At 74.1% G+C, this 17902-nt stretch carries 21 protein-coding genes; 16 read left to right on the forward strand and 5 right to left on the reverse strand.

Features of this window, described 5'->3' with window-relative positions; all coding sequences use genetic code 11:
- The 8 genes from V6V16_RS17640 to V6V16_RS17675 all read left to right on the forward strand — a co-directional run.
- Positions 1–1049: LCP family protein (locus V6V16_RS17640; protein WP_334563401.1), on the forward strand; the 1049-nt coding region annotated here is incomplete at its 5' end.
- Between the two features lie 230 nt (positions 1050–1279).
- Positions 1280–2494, forward strand: a complete 1215-nt coding sequence (locus V6V16_RS17645) for an LCP family protein (protein WP_334563402.1) — start codon at positions 1280–1282, stop codon at positions 2492–2494.
- Between the two features lie 214 nt (positions 2495–2708).
- Complete coding sequence (locus V6V16_RS17650; protein WP_334563404.1) at positions 2709–3647, forward strand: LCP family protein; 939 nt, start codon at positions 2709–2711, stop codon at positions 3645–3647.
- A gap of 53 nt (positions 3648–3700) precedes the next feature.
- Positions 3701–4036, forward strand: coding sequence for a rhodanese-like domain-containing protein (locus tag V6V16_RS17655; RefSeq protein ID WP_334563406.1), 336 nt, complete (start codon positions 3701–3703; stop codon positions 4034–4036).
- A gap of 10 nt (positions 4037–4046) precedes the next feature.
- Entirely contained in the window at positions 4047–4838 is a 792-nt protein-coding gene (locus tag V6V16_RS17660) for a glycerophosphodiester phosphodiesterase (protein WP_334563408.1), read from the forward strand.
- 114 nt (positions 4839–4952) lie between these two features.
- A complete protein-coding gene (locus V6V16_RS17665; RefSeq protein ID WP_334563410.1) occupies positions 4953–6410 on the forward strand; it encodes a PAS domain-containing sensor histidine kinase in 1458 nt (485 codons plus the stop codon).
- Positions 6411–6477: 67 nt separating this feature from the next.
- Positions 6478–6894 (forward strand): ATP-binding protein, encoded by a 417-nt coding sequence (locus V6V16_RS17670; RefSeq protein ID WP_334563501.1) that lies wholly within the window; start codon positions 6478–6480, stop codon positions 6892–6894.
- Between the two features lie 60 nt (positions 6895–6954).
- Positions 6955–7839: a DUF5926 family protein gene (locus V6V16_RS17675; protein WP_334563412.1), complete on the forward strand. Its 885-nt coding sequence runs from the start codon at positions 6955–6957 to the stop codon at positions 7837–7839.
- 62 nt (positions 7840–7901) lie between these two features.
- On the opposite strand, the gene V6V16_RS17680 is transcribed toward V6V16_RS17675, so the two are convergent.
- Positions 7902–9134, reverse strand: a complete 1233-nt coding sequence (locus tag V6V16_RS17680) for an arginine deiminase (RefSeq protein WP_334563413.1) — start codon at positions 9132–9134, stop codon at positions 7902–7904.
- 160 nt (positions 9135–9294) lie between these two features.
- Here V6V16_RS17680 and V6V16_RS17685 point away from each other — a divergent pair, with 160 nt between their 5' ends.
- The 5 genes from V6V16_RS17685 (at position 9295) to pheA (ending at position 12866) form a co-directional block, all read left to right on the forward strand.
- On the forward strand, positions 9295–10032 hold the full coding sequence (locus V6V16_RS17685; protein WP_334563414.1) for a hypothetical protein: 738 nt from the start codon (positions 9295–9297) through the stop codon (positions 10030–10032).
- Positions 10033–10208: 176 nt separating this feature from the next.
- Positions 10209–10667 carry a hypothetical protein gene (locus V6V16_RS17690; protein WP_334563416.1) on the forward strand — a complete coding sequence of 153 codons (459 nt, stop codon included), beginning with the start codon at positions 10209–10211 and terminating at the stop codon, positions 10665–10667.
- A 75-nt stretch (positions 10668–10742) separates the two neighbouring features.
- Entirely contained in the window at positions 10743–11132 is a 390-nt protein-coding gene (locus V6V16_RS17695; RefSeq protein WP_334563417.1) for an ACT domain-containing protein, read from the forward strand.
- Between the two features lie 213 nt (positions 11133–11345).
- Positions 11346–11903 carry a hypothetical protein gene (locus V6V16_RS17700; RefSeq protein ID WP_442934102.1) on the forward strand — a complete coding sequence of 186 codons (558 nt, stop codon included), beginning with the start codon at positions 11346–11348 and terminating at the stop codon, positions 11901–11903.
- Between the two features lie 9 nt (positions 11904–11912).
- Complete coding sequence (gene pheA / locus V6V16_RS17705) at positions 11913–12866, forward strand: prephenate dehydratase (RefSeq protein ID WP_334563418.1); 954 nt, start codon at positions 11913–11915, stop codon at positions 12864–12866.
- A gap of 58 nt (positions 12867–12924) precedes the next feature.
- Here the strand turns inward: pheA and V6V16_RS17710 are convergent, their stop codons facing one another.
- From V6V16_RS17710 to V6V16_RS17720, 3 genes are all read right to left on the reverse strand, one after another.
- Positions 12925–13647, reverse strand: a complete 723-nt coding sequence (locus V6V16_RS17710; RefSeq protein WP_334563419.1) for an AIM24 family protein — start codon at positions 13645–13647, stop codon at positions 12925–12927.
- 100 nt (positions 13648–13747) lie between these two features.
- Complete coding sequence (locus tag V6V16_RS17715; protein ID WP_334563505.1) at positions 13748–14092, reverse strand: metallopeptidase family protein; 345 nt, start codon at positions 14090–14092, stop codon at positions 13748–13750.
- A 112-nt stretch (positions 14093–14204) separates the two neighbouring features.
- Entirely contained in the window at positions 14205–14636 is a 432-nt protein-coding gene (locus V6V16_RS17720) for an OsmC family protein (protein ID WP_334563420.1), read from the reverse strand.
- A gap of 112 nt (positions 14637–14748) precedes the next feature.
- Here V6V16_RS17720 and V6V16_RS17725 point away from each other — a divergent pair, with 112 nt between their 5' ends.
- Positions 14749–15474: a hypothetical protein gene (locus V6V16_RS17725; protein ID WP_334563422.1), complete on the forward strand. Its 726-nt coding sequence runs from the start codon at positions 14749–14751 to the stop codon at positions 15472–15474.
- 61 nt (positions 15475–15535) lie between these two features.
- Here the strand turns inward: V6V16_RS17725 and V6V16_RS17730 are convergent, their stop codons facing one another.
- Entirely contained in the window at positions 15536–16057 is a 522-nt protein-coding gene (locus V6V16_RS17730; protein WP_334563423.1) for a GNAT family N-acetyltransferase, read from the reverse strand.
- 193 nt (positions 16058–16250) lie between these two features.
- Here V6V16_RS17730 and V6V16_RS17735 point away from each other — a divergent pair, with 193 nt between their 5' ends.
- Positions 16251–17072: an HAD family hydrolase gene (locus V6V16_RS17735; RefSeq protein WP_334563425.1), complete on the forward strand. Its 822-nt coding sequence runs from the start codon at positions 16251–16253 to the stop codon at positions 17070–17072.
- Positions 17072–17884 carry a Cof-type HAD-IIB family hydrolase gene (locus tag V6V16_RS17740; protein WP_334563427.1) on the forward strand — a complete coding sequence of 271 codons (813 nt, stop codon included), beginning with the start codon at positions 17072–17074 and terminating at the stop codon, positions 17882–17884. The genes V6V16_RS17735 and V6V16_RS17740 overlap by 1 nt, the downstream gene beginning before the upstream one ends.
- Positions 17885–17902: the final 18 nt, after the last annotated feature.

A 17902-nucleotide genomic window follows, 5' to 3' on the forward strand; every position in this document is an offset into this window, starting at 1 on the left:
GATCCGACTTCGCCGACGGGCCGGGCCGGCGCGGGCCGGGCGGCCCGCGCCCCCGGTGGGGCCGGATCGCCCTGGTGGCCGGCGTGGCCGTGCTGGTGCTCGCGCTGCTCGGCGGCGCCGGCGCCTGGTTCTACGCCCGCGGCCTCGACGAGGACCTGGCCCGCACCGACCCGTTCTCGCAGATCACCGGGGGCCGGCCGGCCAAGGCCGTGGACGGGGCGCTGAACATCCTGCTCGTCGGCAGCGACTCGCGGGACCCGGACGCGCCGGTCGACAAGTCCAGCAAGTGGCGGGCCGACACGATCATCGTGATGCACATCCCGTCGGACCACCAGAAGGCCTATCTGGTCTCCATCCCCCGCGATCTCTACGTGCCGATCCCGGGGGGCGCCAACGCGGACTGCGGCTCCGGGCAGCGGGGGAAGATCAACGGCGCGTTCGCCTTCGGCGGGCTGCCGCTGGCCGTGCGGACGGTGGAGTGCTTCACCGACGTACGGCTCGACCACGTGATGGCGATCGACTTCGCCGGCTTCAAGCAGGTCACCGACGCCCTGGGCGGCGTCGACCTGAAGGTGGAGCGGACCGTCACCTCGATCCACAAGCCGTACCGGACGTTCACCAAGGGCACCAACCACATGGACGGCGCCGAGGCGCTGGACTGGATCCGGCAGCGCAAGCAGTTCCCGGACGGCGACTTCGCCCGGATGCGCCACCAGCAGGACTTCCTCCGCGCCCTGATGGACAAGGCGGCGAGCACCGGCACGCTGACCAACCCGAAGAAGCTGAACGACTTCCTCAAGTCGGTGACCGCCGCGGTCACCGTCGACGAGGGCTTCTCGCTGGTCGACATGGGGGTCCAGTTCCGCAACCTGCGCGGCGAGAACCTGACCTTCGTCACCAGCCCGCACATCGGCAGCCAGACCATCAACGGCGAGTCGGTGGTGGTCTCGGACAAGGAGAAGGCCCTGGCCATGTACAAGGCGATGTCCGCCGACACCATGACCGCATGGGTGGACGCCAACCAGAAGAAGAGCGGCACCGGAAACTGACCCGCCCCGCCGGCCGGCCCACCGTGATCGACCGCCGTCATCACGAATCTGTGGGCCGGCCGCCATTTTCCTGTGAGCCAACCGCCGACCGGCCGTATCGATCTGGACGTTCGGTCAGTTTCCCTGGGTGACGGCCAGGCGAACGGCATTTGACGCTCGGACGACCTCGCCAGGACGGGAAAGCGTCCGTACAGTGGTCCCGCCCCCTGATTACGCGAGCTGGAGCACGCATGCCGGTTCAGACCAGCCGTCGCCCTCCGGCGCTGGAGTCCCCCCGCGGCCCGGTCCGGGCCTCCGCCAACCTCCCCAAGCAGCCCACCAGGCGCGTCAAGACCGGTGCCGGGTCCGCGAAGAAGCGGACGCGGCGCAAGGACCCGCTCTGGGCCCGGCTCACCCTGGTCCTCGGCGCCGTGCTGATGGTTACCAGTGGCGTCGCCATCGTCGGCAGCAAGGCGCTGATCAGCAAGGCCACGGGCAACATCGCCCAGCGGAACCTGCTCGGCGACGCGGGCAAGTCGGACGCCGAGGGTGGCGCGAGCCTGGACGGCCCGATCGACATGCTGCTGCTCGGCGTGGACGCCCGGGAGCGGTGGGCGGCCGACGACGTCCGGGCGGACAGCATCATCGTGCTGCACATCCCCGCGACGCACGACCAGGCGTACCTGATCTCGATCCCCCGGGACACCGAGGCCCAGATCCCGGCCTTCAAGAAGAGCGGCTGGCAGGGCGGCACCGACAAGATCAATGCAGCCTTCCAGGCGGGCGCCCGCAACGGCGGCGGCTGGGAGGGCGGCGCCCAGCTGATGGCGCAGACGATCAAGAAGATGACCGGGATCAGCTTCGACGGCGCGGCGATCATCAACTTCGGCGGCTTCAAGAACGTCATCGACGCCCTCGGCTCGGTCCGGATCTGCGTCAAGCAGGAGGTCGAGTCGCTGCACATGTCGTACGTCGACGGCAAGCCGATGTGGAACGCGGACGCGAAGAAGACCGGCAAGCGGATGACGCCCGTGGTGCACAAGAAGGGTTGCCGCGAGATGGAGGGCTGGGCGGCGCTGGACTACTCCCGGCAGCGCAAGTCCCTCAAGAACGGCGACTACGACCGGCAGCAGAACCAGCAGCAGCTGATCAAGGCGATGGCCCGCAAGGCCACCGAGGACGGCACGCTGACCAACCCGTTGAAGCTGAACGACCTGATCAAGGTGGCCGGCAAGGCGTTCATCCTCGACACGGGCGGCGTACCGGTCGCGGACTTCGTCTTCACGATGCGCGGGGTCACCGGCAACGACCTCGTGATGCTGAAGACGAACGGCGGCACCTTCCACAGCGACGGCACCCGGGAGACGCTGAGCCCGCAGACGCTGGACATGTTCCACGCGGTCAAACAGGACAAGCTGGCCGAGTTCGTCTTCGCCAACCCCGAGGTCGTCTCCAGCCGCCAGTAGCGCCGCCCGGCCCGGGCAAAGTCGGCGAAGCGGCCCGGGCCGTCGCAGCCGCCCCGTAGCCTGACGTGAGAGACATTCACGTACGGGTCGCGGGGGAGGCGTCACGTCCAGATCGGCGGGCGACGAACGGGGCCGGGCCGGGGACCGCGCCCGGACCGCCCGCCCCCGCCGCGCCCGCTGGCCGCGCCTGCTGCTCGGCCTCGGACTGACCCTGGTGCTGCTGGCGGCGCTCGCCGTGATGGGCGTGCGGGCGCTGACCGACCGGTACGAACGTTCCGTGGTCCGCGAGCAACTGCTCGACCCGACCGCCCGCCGGGAGCGCACCGACGCCGACGGGCCGCTCAACTACCTGCTGGTGGGGACCGACCGGTGGCAGAGCGGCAGCGCGGCGGGCCGGCGGTCGGACACCATCCTCATCGTGCACGTTCCGGCCGGCGGGCGCGAGGCGTACCTGGTCTCCGTCCCCCGCGACCTGCTGGTCGCCATCCCCGCCGGCAACGGCTACGGCGGCGGCCAGGACAAGATCAATGCGGCGTACGAGCACGGCGGCGGCGGCCAGCAGGGCACCCGGCTGCTCTCGGCCACCCTGGCCCGGCTGACGGGCGTCCGCTTCGACGGCGCGGCACTGATCGACTTCTCCGGCTTCCGCAAGGTCATCGACCTGCTCGGCGGGGTACGCATGTGCGTGGACACCGAGGTCCGCTCGATCCACACCGACCGGGTCTTCCGCCCCGGCTGCCAGCAGATGGACGGCGGCCAGGCGCTGGACTACGTCCGCCAGCGCTACGACCTCCCGGGCGGCGACTACGACCGGCAGACGCACCAGCAGCAGCTGCTCCGGGCGGTGCTGGAACGCACCAGCGAGACGTCGCTGCGGACCGATCCCGTCCGGCTGGACCAGGTGATCCGGGCCGTCGGGGGCTCGCTGACCGTGGACACCAACGGCGTACCGCTGGAGGACCTGGTCCTCGCGCTGCGCGACCTGCCGGCGGACGCCCTGCGCGGGGTGCGGATCCCCTCCCACCCGGAGACCATCGACCAGGTGTCGTACGTGGTTCTCGACAACGGCGGCCACGGCCTCTTCGAGGCGGTACGCGGCACCCGGGTGCCGGACTGGGCGCGGGCCAACCCGGCCTGGGTCACCCGGCTGTGACGACGGGGACCGGCCCGCCGACGGGCGCCCGGGGGAGGCTCTAGGCTTGGCCCGTGTTCGGATCCCAGGTTCCCACCGTGACCGTGCCCGAGATCGGCGACGACGCCTACCTGCTCGACGTCCGGGAGGACGACGAGTGGAACGCCGGCCACGCCCCCGAGGCGCACCACCTGCCGATGATGGAGCTGCCGGCCCGGATCGCCGAGGTGCCGACCGACCGGGACGTCGCCGTCATCTGCCGCTCCGGGGGGCGCTCCGCGCAGGTCGTCACCTACCTGATGCGCAACGGCTGGGACCAGGTGCGCAACGTCGAGGGCGGGATGGGCGAGTGGGCCGCCGCCGGGCGGCCGGTGGTCGCCGAGGACGGGCGGCCGGGCCGGGTCCTCTAGGACGGACGCAATGGGCGACCCCCTGGTCTTCGCGCACCGCGGCTCCTCGTACGACCTGCCAGAGCACACCCTCGCGGCCTACCTGCGCGCCCTCGACGAGGGCGCGGACGGGCTGGAGTGCGACGTCCGGCTGACCCGGGACGGGCACCTGGTCTGCGTGCACGACCGTCGGCTCGACCGGACCAGCAACGGCCGCGGGCTGGTCAGCGCGCGCACCCTCGCCGAGCTGGAGGCGCTGGACTTCGGCTCCTGGCACCCGGGCTGCGTGCCGGCCGACGGGGACGAGGTGCTCGACGAGTCGCACACCCGGCTGCTCACCCTGGAGCGGCTGCTGGACGCGGTGCGGGCCGCCGGGCGGCCCGTACGGATGCTGATCGAGACCAAGCACCCCTGCCGCCACGGCGGGAACGTCGAGCGCCGGCTCGCCGCCCTGCTGCGCCGCCACGGCCTGGCCGAACCCGAACCGGACGATCCGGTACGGGTCACCGTCATGTCGTTCTCCCCGCTGGCCATCCGCCGGATGCGCGAACTGGCCCCCGCGCTTCCCACGGTGCTGCTGCTGGAGGTGCTGCCGCGCTGGCTGCCGCTGGGCCGGCTGCCGTTCGGCACCCGCGTCGCCGGTCCCGGTGTCGCCCTGGTGCGGGCCCGCCCGCAGCTGGTGCCCGCGCTGCGGGCGGCCGGCAACCAGGTCTACGTGTGGACCGTCAACGAGCCCGCCGACCTGGACCTCGTCCTCGCCACCGGGGTGGACGGCATCATCACCGACCGGCCGGCGCAGGCGCTGGCCCGCCTGGGACGCTGATCCGGTGGCGCTGTCGCCGCGGCCCGCCGCGCCGGCCGAGGCCTCCCCGTCCGGTGGCGGGACACCGGCCGGGCAGGGGTGTCCGGACGACGGCCGACGGGGCAGACTCGGGGCATGCCGGAGCGCCCCGACCTCTCCGCTCTCATCACCGGCCACACCGCGGTGATCGAAATGATCAATTCCGGCGACGCCGGCCTCCCCGTCCTCACCCACCTGCTCCGGGTGGCCCAGTCGGCGCTCGGCGCGGCCGGCACGGCGTTCGTCGAGTTCACGCCGCACGGTGGCCGGGTGATCGCGGCGACCGGCGCCGCCGAGTGGGCCGTCGGCCACCCCGTACCGGCCGACGACCCGGCCACCGTCTGCCTGCTCTCCGGGGCCCGCGTGCGCGAGCTCCGCACGGACGGCCTCGCCGGCAAGCTCGCCGGTGAGCTCGCCGACCGGGGCCTGCTGCGGATGGTGGTCTCCCGCGTCGAGATCGGCGGCCTGACGGTCGGCAGCCTGCACGTGCTCCACCCGGACGCGGACGCTCCCCCGGACGCCGGGCAGCACGCCGTGGTGAGCTACGTGGCCTCCTGCATCGCCCACATGTACGGAGACCAGACCGGGCTGCCCGTGCACGGCGACGGCCCGGTGGTGGCGGCGCTGGCGGACGGCCTGGCCGTGGTCGACCGCGACGGTCACGTCCGGCTCTGGAATCCGGCCGCCGCCCAGGTCACCGGCCGCTCCGCGGCCGAGGCGCTGAGCCGGCCGCTGCCCTTCCCGCTGCCGCCGCCCGGGCAGGTGCTCGACCACCGGTTGCCGGACGGCCGCTGGCTGAAGGTCACCTCCGGGGAGCTGCCGGGCCCCGGCACCCTGCGCGTGGTCACCTTCCGGGACATCACCGACCAGCAGCGCCGCGACCACGATCGCGACCTCTTCGTCGCGGTGACCAGCCACGAGCTGCGTACGCCGGTAACGGTGATCAAGGGCTACGCGGACACGCTCACCGACCACTGGGAGTCGCTGACCGAGACCGACCGGCGGCAGGCCGCCCGGGTGATCGGGCAGCGCGCCAACGAGCTGGCCAGGCTGGTCGACCGGCTGCTCTCCTCGGCGGCCGAGGCGGGGCCGGGCGACGAGCCTCCCGCCCCGTACGACCTCGGCGACGCGCTGCGCACGGCGGCGGGCGACCTCCCGGCGGAGCTGCGGCAGCGGCTCGTCCTCGACCTCCCCGCCGACCTGCCCAAGGCGCTCGGTCACCGCCCGAGCGTGGCGACCATGCTCACCGAGTTGTGCACGAACGCCGGCAAGTACTCCCCGGCGGGCTCGACCATCGAACTCAGCGCCGGGGCGGACGGGTCGACCGTCTCCTTCCGGATCGGAGACCGGGGCATCGGCATCCGTCCCGAGCACGTGGAGCGGGCCTTCGACCGGTTCTGGCAGGGCGAGTCGGGCGACCGCCGCCGCTACCCCGGGGCCGGGCTCGGCCTCTATCTCGTCCGCCGGATCGTTGAACAGCAGAATGGATGGGTATCCCTACGACCGAGGGCCGGTGGCGGTACGGTCGCAGAGGTGCGGCTGCCCCGCGGGTGACCGGCGACGGGCACGGGGCGGGAAAGGGACGGATGTGTCGACGCGAGCTGCCGAACGGGCGTGGTGCGTGGTGGTGCCCCACCACGCCGTCGGGGCGCGACTGGCGCGGCGGCGGCTGGCCGAGGAGCTGACCGACGTGGTGCCCCCGCCGCTCCTGGCCGATCTCGTCGCGGTCCTGGCCGAGCTGGTCGGCAACGCGGTCCGGCACGCGGATCCGCTGCCCGGCGGGGTGGTCCGGGTGGCCTGGCGGCTGCGTGGCTCGGCCGGTGGCCAGCAGGTGCAGCTCCGGGTGACCGACGGCGGCGCCACCGCGGGCCCCGCGATGCGGATCGCCGACGCCGACGCCGTCGACGGCCGGGGGCTGCACATCGTCTCGGGGCTGGCCGACCGCTGGGGCGTCGAGCGCGACGGCCTGGGTCAGAGCGTCTGGGCCGAGTTCGACCCGGCCGACGTCACCCGGGCGGACCTGGCCGTGGCCGGCTGACCGACCGGGAGAGGCGGGTCCTGCCCCGCCGGGCGGCGGGGGCCTCTAGGCTGTGTCGCCGTGAGCAAGCGTCGAAAGAGCCAGCGGGCCGCAGAAGCCACCCCCAAGCGGGAGAAGGTGCGCGACATCTTCGTGCCCCGACCGTTCGAGGGGCTGACGGACGAACCGGAGTGGATCGCCCTGCGGGAGCTGGTGCCCGCCGCCTCCGCGCCGCTGCGGCTCGCCCCCGCCCTGGTCGAGGAGTTCGGTGACCGGGAGGTCACCCTGGCCACCGTGCTGCCGATGGCCGCCCCGGCGATGACCAAGCCCGACGGCCGGGTCCTGATCGGGCTTCAGCGCCACATCCAGTCGGGCGACGTCTCCCGGGACCTGGCCGAGGCGCTGCTCTGCGCGCTGCGGGCCGAGCCGGGCCGGCCGGTTGCCGTGCCGCCGCTGCCCGGCCCGGGCCCCCGGTTGCAGGACGTCCTGGTCGACGGCCCGCTGGAGGTCACCATGCACGACGGCTTCGACTTCTGGCTCGACCCGGGAGCCGGCGACGACCCGAACGTGCAGGCGTCCCTGGAGCGGGCGAACGCCGCGATCTATCCCACCGTCCCGCTCGCGGCGGCCCGGGCCGCCTACTGGTGCCAGGTGCCGGAGAAGGCGCACGTGCGTTGGGTGCTGCCCGACGACGAGGACGCGGCGCTGGACGCGCTGGCCCGGCTGAGCGTGGCCGGGACGCTGGTCCTCGGCGAGCGCACCCGCTTCGCGGGCATGTTCCGCACCCACGGGCGGCTGGTGCCGGTCTGGGACCTGCCGGAGGACGTGCCGGCGGCGGACTGGGAGCAGCCGCTCGCCGACTTCGCCGGGCGGTACGCCGAGGCGCTCGCCGATCCCGCCCCGCTGGACGCCGCCGGGCGGCGTGCCCGCCACGGTCTGCTCGGCCGCCAGCTCAGCCTGCGCTGAGCCGGACGCCGCCCGCCGGGCCCCGGCGGGCGGCCCGCGCCGCCCCCGCCCCGCCGCCGGCGTCAGGACGGGATCCTTCCCCGCCCGCCCAGCGGCTCCCGGACCAGGGGGCACGACATGCAGCGCGGGCCGCCCCGGCCCGAGCCCAGCTCGGAGCCGGCGATCGGGATGACCTCGATGCCGGCGCGCTCCAACTGGGCGTTGGTCTCCGTGTTGCGCTCGTAGCCGACGCAGAGCCGGGGCGCGATGGCGAGGGTGTTGTTCCCGTCGTCCCACTGCTCGCGTTCCGCGGTGACCGGGTCCAGGCCCGTGTCGATCACCCGGAGCTGGGGCAGGTCCATCGCGTCGGCGGCGGCCCGAAGGAACGGCGCCGGGCCGTCCACCCGCGGGTCCTCGCCGTCCGCCCCGGCTATGACCGTGTAGGCCGAGAGCGTGTGGGCGATGTTCGGATACATCAGCACGGCGTCGACGTCCACCATCGTGCAGACGGTGTCGAGGTGCATGGTCGCCCGCTCCTGGGCGATCGGGACGACGAGGATGGTGTGCGCGAGCTTCGCGGCGAAGACCTGCCGGGCGAGGCGTTCCGCGCCGGCCGGGGTGGTCCGCTCGCCCACCCCCACGGCCAGCACCCCCGGCGCGAGCAGCAGCACGTCGCCGCCCTCCAGGTGCTCCAGCTCGGGGTGGTAGACGAGTTCGGTGCCGGCGAAGCGCGGGTGGTGCCGGTAGATGGCGTCGGTCAGCGTGGTCTCCCGCCGCCGCGCCGGCATCGCCAGGCTGGTCACCCCGACCCGGTCGCCCACCCAGAACGAGGAGTCCCGGGTGAACAGCAGGTTGGGCAGCGGGTCGATGACGAAGTCGTGCCGGTCCATCAGGGTGTAGACCAGGCCGCCGGGGCGTTCCCGGCTGACCCGCAGTTCCTCGTGGGCCAGCCCGGCGATGAGCACGTCGGCGAGCGCGGCGGGGTCGAGGTACGCGAGGTGCTCGGCGACCCGGGCACGCAGCGAGTGGCCGAGCCTGCGCGAGCGCAGCACCTCCTCGGTGAGTTCGGCCCGCGCGTCGGCGACGGCGAGCGTCTCGGCGAGCAGGGTCGCGAGGTAGAGCACCTCGACCCCACGCTCGCGCAGGGCGGCGGCGAAGGCGTCGTGTTCTTCCTGGGCGCGCCCGACCCAGGGGATCGCGTCGAAGAGGAGTGAGTCGTTGTTGCGGGGGGTGAGTCGGGCGAGTTCGGGGCCGGGACGGTGCAGCAGCACGGTTCCGAGCCGACCGACTTCGCTGTCCACGTAGTGGGTCACCACCGCAGCGTAGGACAGGGTTTGGCGGCATCCGATAAAACAGGGGTGGATGAATATGGCATTCATCCGCACTCACTCCGGCGTTCCAACTTGCCGACACGGGGGACTGGCGACGTAGGGTAGTGAGGACATAACTTCGAGGGACCTTTTGCCGGAGGTCGCGATGACTGTCTTTCCCGAACGTCGAGCCGTACCGTCCGCCCGGGCACTGCCGCCCGCGGCGGTACCACACCCCCGCGTGGAGTCGCCGGGGGTGCTCGCGCCCGTCCGTCCGTCCCCGTTGGAGTGGGCCCGCCGCCGCCGCGCGGAGCGGGGCGCCCGGCGGCTGGAAGCGGCCGGAGCGCGGGCGCTCGGCCGACTCGACCACCTCGGGCCCGCCTGGCACGTCATCGAGTGGCCCCGCACCGACGCCGCCGATCTCCTCGACCACGAGCGCGACGACCGCGCGGGGTTCCTGGCCATCGGGCCGAGCGGCCTCTTCGCGGTCACCATCGCCGACCACGGTCGGGCCCGGGTGCTGGTGGCCGGCGACGTGGTCCAGATCAACGGCAAGCGACCGCCCTACGTGGCCGAGGCCCGCCGCGACGCCAAGCGCGCCAGCAAGGCGCTCTCCGACGCGGTGGGGCTGTCGATCCCGGTGTCGCCGGTGCTGACCTTCGTCGGCTCCGGCGTCATCAGCGTCTACGGCCTGCCGAAGGACTGCCTCATGGCGACCCACCGCGAGCTGGACCGCCTGCTCGTCGCCGGGGGCAGCCGGATCAGCCCGGCGACCGCCGAAAAACTTTCCCGGGTCGCGCAGCACCCCGACACCTGGATGAACGGCGCGTACCGTCCGGCCGCCGACTACCGGTGGTACGAGGGCGGCCGAACGGCCGCTGACAAGCCGGCGAACCGGCGGTAACGTCACCGGCGACGCCACGCACCCGGGTGCCGGCCGGCACCCGTCGGCCGCGCCGTCGCAGACCGCCCGGTCAGGTCGCTGCCGCACCCATCGGCGGTCCGGCGGCCCCACGCGGCCGACGGCATCCGCGACGACCGGCTAGCGTGGACGGACAGTCGGTGCACATAGGAGGCGCGGTGGCCCACGTCGAACTCTCGCTCTCTGACGTGTTCGCGCCAACGGCGGGGACATCGACAGAGCAGGAGTCCGACAATGTCGGGCGGTGGTCGGCGACCGTCTCCCGCGCCGATGAGCCGTGCCTGCTGATCGACTCCGAGACGAGGGTGGTCGCCGTCTCCGCCTCCGGGTGCGAGCTGCTCTGCCTGGGCGCCCCGGAGGACGTGATCGGCCTGCCGTTGCTCGACGGCGGGCTGCGGCTGCTCGACTTCACCGCCAACCGGGGCGAGCTGACCGAGCCCGAGATCGACAAGATCCCCCCGCTGCTGGCCCTCTCCTCCGAACGCCTGGCCCGGGGGCTGCTCCGGGTGCAGGGCGCGGCGGCCGACGCGCCGGATTCGACCGTGGACGCGATCTCCACCCCGGTGCTCACCCACGGGGCGGTCACCGGGTCGCTGACGTTCTTCTCCCCCGTCTGACCAGCGCCGCGATGTGGCGTTCGCCGCACGCGGCGAAGCTGGGGCGGGCCGGCACCGAGGCCGTAGGGTGCCCTCATGCTCGATATCGCTCTGCTGCCGGGGGAGTACGCCGTGTGCCGCCTGGCCGCCGACTCCGCCCTGCCGCCCGAGCTGGCGGGCGGACTGGGCGACGGTGACGTCGTCACGGTGAGCTGGACCGCCGACGGCATCTCGCTGATCTGCCCCGCCGACCGGGCGCCCGAGCAGGCCGTCGCCGAGACCGCCTGGCGCTGCCTGCGGGTGGTCGGGCCGCTCGACACGGCCGTCAGCGGCACCCTCGCCGCGCTGGTCGACCCCCTCGCCGCCGCCCGGGTGAGCGTGGTCGCCTTCTCCACGTACGACACCGACTACCTGCTGGTCCCCGCCGTGCGGGTCCGCGAGGCGACCGCCGCGCTGGAGCGCGCCGGCCATCGCGTCCTCGGCTGATCTTCACCCGGCCGCCGGTTGCTCCTAGGATGGGCTCGGCCCCCCCGGCCGCAGTGACGCTTCCCGATGTCCCGAGGATCGGCCGTGCCGCCCCACCCTCCGCGCCACGCCTCCCCCGCCCGCCCGCCCGGCACCGAACCCGGGCGCTCCGGAGCGGGCCGGCCGTGTGCCCGCACCACCCGGCGACCGGTCCCGCCCCGGCCGGCCGTCGTCGTGCCGGCTCGGGCACCGCACGACCGGCCGCGCCGGCTGGCGGGGCTCGGGCTGCTCGCCCTCGGGCTGCTGGCCCTGGCCGGCTGCGGCACCCCGCCCGGGTTGGAACGGCCCGCCCCGACCAGCGTCCCGACCCGTGCGGCCGGGCCCCACCCGAGCGGCACGCCGAGCGCCACGCCGAGCCCGCCGCCCGCCACCGGTCTGCCCGGTGCCGGAGCGACCGGCACGGCCGACGCCGGCCTCGTCGCCACCCCCTGCCCGACCGGCCCCTCGGGGGCGCGGATCGTCGACCTGGTACGCGGCCGGGGCGGCGTGCTCCCGGCCAGCGTCCGGGTCCGGGTGAAGAACGGGCCGCTCTGCGCCGGTGAGTGGCACTACACACTGCTCGACGTGACCGGGCACGAGGCGCTCCAGGTGGTCACCCGGGGACGCCCGGGCGCCCCGCAACTGGTCACCGCCGGCACCGACGTCTGCACCGCCGAGGTGCGCGCCGCCGGCCCGCCGGGCATCCGGACGCTCGTCTGCGATGCCGGGTCGCCCGGCCTGCCGGGTGCGTAGGCTGTCGCCATGCCGGGAACACCGCCGACGCGCTTCGTCTACCTCGGGCCGGAGGGCACCTTCGCCGAGCAGGCGCTGAACACCATCCCCGTCGCCGAGCGGGGCAACCGCACGCCGGCCCGCAGCGTGCCGGAGGCGCTGGAGAGCGTACGGACCGGGGAGGCGGACGCGGCCCTGGTGCCGCTGGAGAACTCCGTCGGCGGCGCGGTCGGGGTGACCCTGGACGAACTCGCCGAGGGCGAGCCCCTGGTGATCACCCGCGAGGTGATCCTGCCGGTCGAGTTCGTGCTCGCCGCGCGGGCGGGCACGACGATCCCGAACGTGCGCAGCGTCGCCGCTCACCCGCAGGCGTCCACGCAGTGCCGGGGCTGGCTGCGCGCGCACCTGCCGGACGCGATCGTGGTCGACGTGCTCTCCAACGGCGCGGCCGCCGCGGGAGCCGCCGCCGGCGAGTACGACGCGGCGATCTGCGCCCCGATCGGGGCGGGCCGGCACCGGCTCGACGTGCTCGGCGAGAAGATCGCCGACCACCCGGACGCGGTGACCCGCTTCGCGCTGCTCTCCCGCCCCGGGCCGCCCCCGCCGCCGACGGGCGACGACGTGACCTCCCTGGCGGTGTACATCGCGCACGACCGGGTGGGCGCGCTGCTGTCGGTGCTGATGGAGCTCGCCGTCCGGGGGGTCAACATGACCCGGATCGAGTCCCGCCCCACCGGGGAGGCGCTCGGCCGGTACGTCTTCTTCCTCGACTGCACCGGGCACGTGGCGGACGTGCGGCTCGGCGAGGCGTTGCAGGGGTTGCGCCGGGTCTGCGCCGACGTGCGCTTCCTCGGCTCGTATCCCCGGCACCGGTTCCCCGCGACGGGCAAGGGCCCGGTCCCGGCCCCGCCCGGCCTGGCGGACGCCGACTACGCCGACGCCGCCGCCTGGGTGGCCCGCCTGCGGGCCGGCGACCTCACCTGACGACACCGCCCCGCGCCGGTACCGGCGGGGCCGGTCCGGCGCGGGGCGGGTGCTGCGCTCAGCTGAGCAGGCCGCCGAGGAGGCCGCCCTGCTGCTCCTGGGTGCCGCTGCCCATGATCGGCGGCTCCTCGGAGGGCTGGACGACGACGAAGCCCTGACCGGCGAAGCTCATCGTGAACGACTCGCCGGTGCGCCGACCGAGCAGCGTGCCGAGGCCGAGCTGCTCGGCGCGGTGGTAGCCGGTCTGGAGGTTGGCCGACCAGCAGACGACCGCCTGCGGGTCGACGTAGGTGGGGGCGTCGACGTTGAGCACCACCGGGGTGCCCTTGGTGGTGATGGCGATCCGGCCGTGACCCGTGAAGACGCAGTTGAACATGCCGGACGACGACGCCATGCCGGCCCCGCCCACCATCCGGACGTCGTACTGGAGGGAGGAGTCGAAGGCCAGCACGCTGGAGCCGTTGATGGAGAGCGCGTCGCCCGGTTCCAGGTCGATGACGTGCACGTCCTTGGCCAGGTCGGCGAGGAAGACGTCACCCCGGCCGGTGACCTTCATCAGCGGGACGCCCTCGCCGGTGAGCTTCTGCTTGAGGAACTTGCCGAGCCCGCCCGAGCCGAGCGCCTGGAACTGCACCTGCCCCTGGTACGCGACCATGGACCCGACCCGGGCCATCGCCTCGCCGTTGAGTTCGATCTTCAACATCTTGGAGTTCTGCAGCCGCATGCCGGGCTGCGCGGACTCCTTCTCAAGGTTCTCCGCCGAGAACAGCTCGCTGCGCATGGAAGTGCCTCCTGAGTTCGTGGTGCCTGGACCGACGGTAGGCGAACCCCGCAACCGCCCGCCGGAGGACCCACCCGTCCCACGGGCCGGCGGCGACCGGTCAGCCCCAGCCCAGCTCGTGCAGGCGCGCGTCGTCGATGCCGAAGTGGTGGGCGATCTCGTGCACCACCGTCACCGCGACCTCGTCCACGACGTCCTCGTCGTCGTCGCAGATGTTCAGGATGGGGTTGCGGTAGATCAGGATGCGGTCCGGCAGCACCCCGGCGTAGTCCCAGCCCCGGTCGGTGAGGGCGTGCCCCTCGTAGAGGCCCAGCAGGTCCTCGCCGGGGGGCGGATCGTCCTCCACCAGGATCACGACGTTGCTCATCAGGGCGAGGAGCTCCTCGGGCACCTCGTCGAGCGCGTCGCCGACCAGCTCCTCGAAGCGCTCGCGACTCATCTCCACCGGCACCCGCCCATTCTGCCCGACGGGGCGGCGCGGGCGCGCCGGTCAGGACCGGCGGGCCGCCACGGGGAGCGGTGCTCCCCGTGGCGGCCGACGCCGGTGGACGGGACGGTCAGGAGGCGAGGCGGGCGTTCAGGCTGATCTGCGCGCCCGGGGCGAGCAGGCGGGAGATGGGGCAGTTCTCCTTGGCGGCCTCGGCGAGCTTCGCGAACTGCGCCTCGTCGATGCCCGGCACCGTGCCGACGGTCTCCAGCTCGATCCGGGTGACGCTCATTCCGGCGTCGGTCTTGTCCAGGTGCACCTTGGCGGTGGTCTCCACGGAGGTGGGCGGGGAGCCGGCCTCGGCGAGCGCCTTGGAGAACGCCATGGAGAAGCAGCCGGCGTGGGCCGCGCCGATCAGCTCCTCGGGGTTGGTCCCCTCCCCCTCCTCGAAACGGGACTTGAAGGAGTAGTTCCCCTCCAACCCGCCCTTGCCGGTGCGGACGGTGCCGGACCCCTCGGTGAGACTGCCCTGCCAACGTGCGGAAGCGGTACGGATAGGCATGCACCCGACGCTAGCCGATGGGGCACCGACCGGCGACCGTTCACGCTCCGCGTCCTCGACTGCGTACTGTGTCATGATTCGAGCCAGGCCCGCGAACGCGGAAGGGTGGCCGATGTCCCAGGATCTCCCCATTCCTCGGCAGGAACCCCGGTCCGACGGCACGACCGTCGTGGAGTGGGGCTCGGCGGAGCCGGACCGGCCGGGCCGGTTCGGGCGTACGTTCTCGGGCCTGGGCCGGGACCGCCGGCTGCCGCTGCTGCTCGCGACGCTCGGCGCGGTGGCCGCCCTCGCCTCGATGCTCGGCGAGTGGCAGGTGATGACCATCCCCAACTCCGGGCCGCAGGGCAACACGCCGCTGCGGGTGCCGGGCGGGGTGTCCGACATCGGCGGCTTCGGGGTGGGCTACCTGGTGGGGCTCTTCGCGCTGGTCTGCACCGTGGCGCTGGCGCTGCGCGGCACCGCTGCGGTACGCGCGAACGCCCGGCTCGCCGGGCTGACCCTCGCCGGGGCCCTGCTCGGGCTGCTGATCGCCACCGCGGCCTCGCTGGACGAGTCCGGCCAGCGGGTCTTCTTCTACTCCGCCGACGACGGGTTCCGGGTCGAGTACGGCCGCGGCCTGGTGACGGCGTTCGTCGCCTGCGTCCTCTTCGCGGCGGCGCTGAAGCTGGCCACGAGCGGCGCGCCGCCGACCGAGGAGGCCGCCGACGCGGGGGAGCCGGTCGGCCGGCGCCCGCGGGGCCGCCGGAACGGGGACGTGGCGGACGACGGGCTGCCCGCGCCGGCAGACCTCACCGTCGGGCCGGCCCTCCCCTTCGCCCGGCCCGACGCCCGGGACTGACCGACCGCCCGCCGCGCCGGCCGCCCCGCGGGCACGCCCGGGCGGCACGGCGACGGACCGCTCAGGGGGCCGACCAGCGGACCTCGCCGTCCACCAGCTCGTCGGTGGCCCGCAGGCCGAGCCGCTCGGCCACCCGGGTGGAGGCCCGGTGGTCGGGGTGCACGTGCGCGACGAGTGCGCTGACCCCCCGCTCCGCCAACCAGCCGACCAGTCCGGCGGCGGCCTCGCCGGCGTACCCGCGGCCCTGGTGCGGGGCCATGACGACCCAGGCCAGCTCGGCGACGGGCCGGACGCCGTCCAGCCGCACGGTGGCCTGCACGGTGCCGACCGCGTCGCCGGTCTCCCGGTGCCGGACGACCCAGTTGAGCCAGCCCTCCCGGCCGTCCGGGGACCGCCCGGCGGCCTGTCGGGCGTAACGCTCCCGCAGCTGCTCCGGGGTGGCCGGCGCACCGCCGGTGTACTCGTGCAGGGTGGCGTCGTCCAGGAGCGGGGCGAGTTCCTCGGCGTGCCCGACCCGCAGCGGCTCCAGCAGCAGTCGCTCGGTGTCGATGATCTCCGCCACCGGCCAGTCTCGATCGCCCACCCCTGCACCGTACGGTCCCGGGGGACGCCCCGGGCGGGGACCCGGGCGGACGCCCGCCGTTGGGCCGGCATTCGCCGGAACGCCATGGTCGGGGCCCGCTCCACGAGGTACGTTTGCTGCCCGCCGTCACTCAGGGTCGAGGCAACGAGGACCGCGACGGCTGGCTGCGACGGCGGCGGGCGAAGGAGGAACCATGACCCGCCCCGGCCTGCCCAAGCTGATCGCCACCGATCTCGACGGGACGCTCGTCCGCAGCGACGACACCGTCTCCGCGTACACCCACCAGGTGCTCGACCGGGTGCGGGCCGCCGGCATCCCGGTGGTCGGCGCGACCGGGCGTGGCCCCCGGCTGGCCGAGCTGACCCGCAACGACATCCGCGCCGCGGACTTCCTGGTGATGGCGGGCGGCAGCCGGGTGGTCGACCAGAGCGACCCGTCCGGGCCGGTGGTGCTGCGCGACGAGCGCCTCCCCGCCGAGGTGCTGGCCGCGGTGCTGGCGGACCTGGAGGCGGCCGTCGGTCCGCTGACGGTGATGGTCGAGGCGTCGGACGAGCAGGGCGCGCCGCTGTGGGGCGACTACCACCCGAGCTGGCCCTACCGGGACGCGTTCGAGGCGCGCACCCGGGCCGAGTGCCTCTCCTGCGACGTGATCAAGGGGTTCGTCCGGACCCCCGACCACGACATCGACGAGCTGCTCTCGGTCGCCCGGGAGATCGTCCCGCCGGAGGTCGCCACGCTCACCCAGGCCGGGCTGGGCTTCGTCGAGATCGGTCCGCCCGGGGTGGACAAGTCCACCGGGCTCACGGTGGTGGCGCAGCGGCTGGGCGTCGACCCGGCCGAGGTGCTGGTCTTCGGTGACATGCCCAACGACCTGCCGATGTTCGAGTGGGCGGGCTGGGCCCGGGTCGCCGTCTCCAACGCGCATCCCGCCGTCCGCGCCCTCGCCGACGAGGTGACCCTGCGCAACGACGACGACGGGGTGGCGGTGTACCTCGATCGGCTACTGTCCCGCTGATGGGAGAGGCACCACGGCTAGTCGCCACCGACATCGACGGCACCCTGCTCAGGGACGACCGCACGCTCAGCGCGCACACCGCCGACGTGTTGGCGCGGCTCGCCGCGCGGGGCACGCCGGTCGTGCTGGTCACCGGCCGGCCCATCCGCTGGCTGCGGATGGTGTACGAGCAGCTCGCCGAGCCGCTGCCCGCCATCTGCGCCAACGGCGCGGTGGTCTACGACCCGGTCGCCGACGAGGTGCTGCGGGCCGACCCGCTCGCCCCGCAGCTGCTCGCCGAGGTGGCGCGGCGGCTGCGCGCGGAGGTCCCCGAGATCAGTTTCGCGGTCGAGATCGTCGACAGCCGGCAGATGCGGCACGAGGCGCACTACCCGTTGCGCTGGGACGCCGACCACGACGCGATCCGGGCGGTCGAGACCCCCGAGGAGCTGCTCGCGGCACCGGCGGTGAAGCTGCTCGCCCGGGGCGCCGAGCAGGATCCGGACGCGTTCGTCGCGTTGGTCGCCGGCGCGTTGGAGGGGCTGGCCGAGGCGACCCACTCGTCGTACTCGGGGCTGGTGGAGATCTCCGCCGCCGGTGTGACCAAGGCGGCGGGGCTGGCGTGGTACTGCGCCCGGCTGGGGATCGACGCCCGGGACGTGCTCGCCTTCGGTGACATGCCCAACGACGTGCCCATGCTCGCCTGGGCGGGGCGTGGGGTGGCGGTGGCGAACGCGCACCACGCGGTCCTGGAGGTCGCCGACGAGGTGACCGCGGCGAACTCGGTGGACGGCGTGGCGGCGTACCTGGAGAAGGCCTTCGGGGTGGGGTGAGCGGCCGGCCGGGTCCCC

It is taken from the genome of Micromonospora sp. CPCC 205561 (assembly GCF_036906775.1).
GTDB lineage: Bacteria > Actinomycetota > Actinomycetes > Mycobacteriales > Micromonosporaceae > Micromonospora.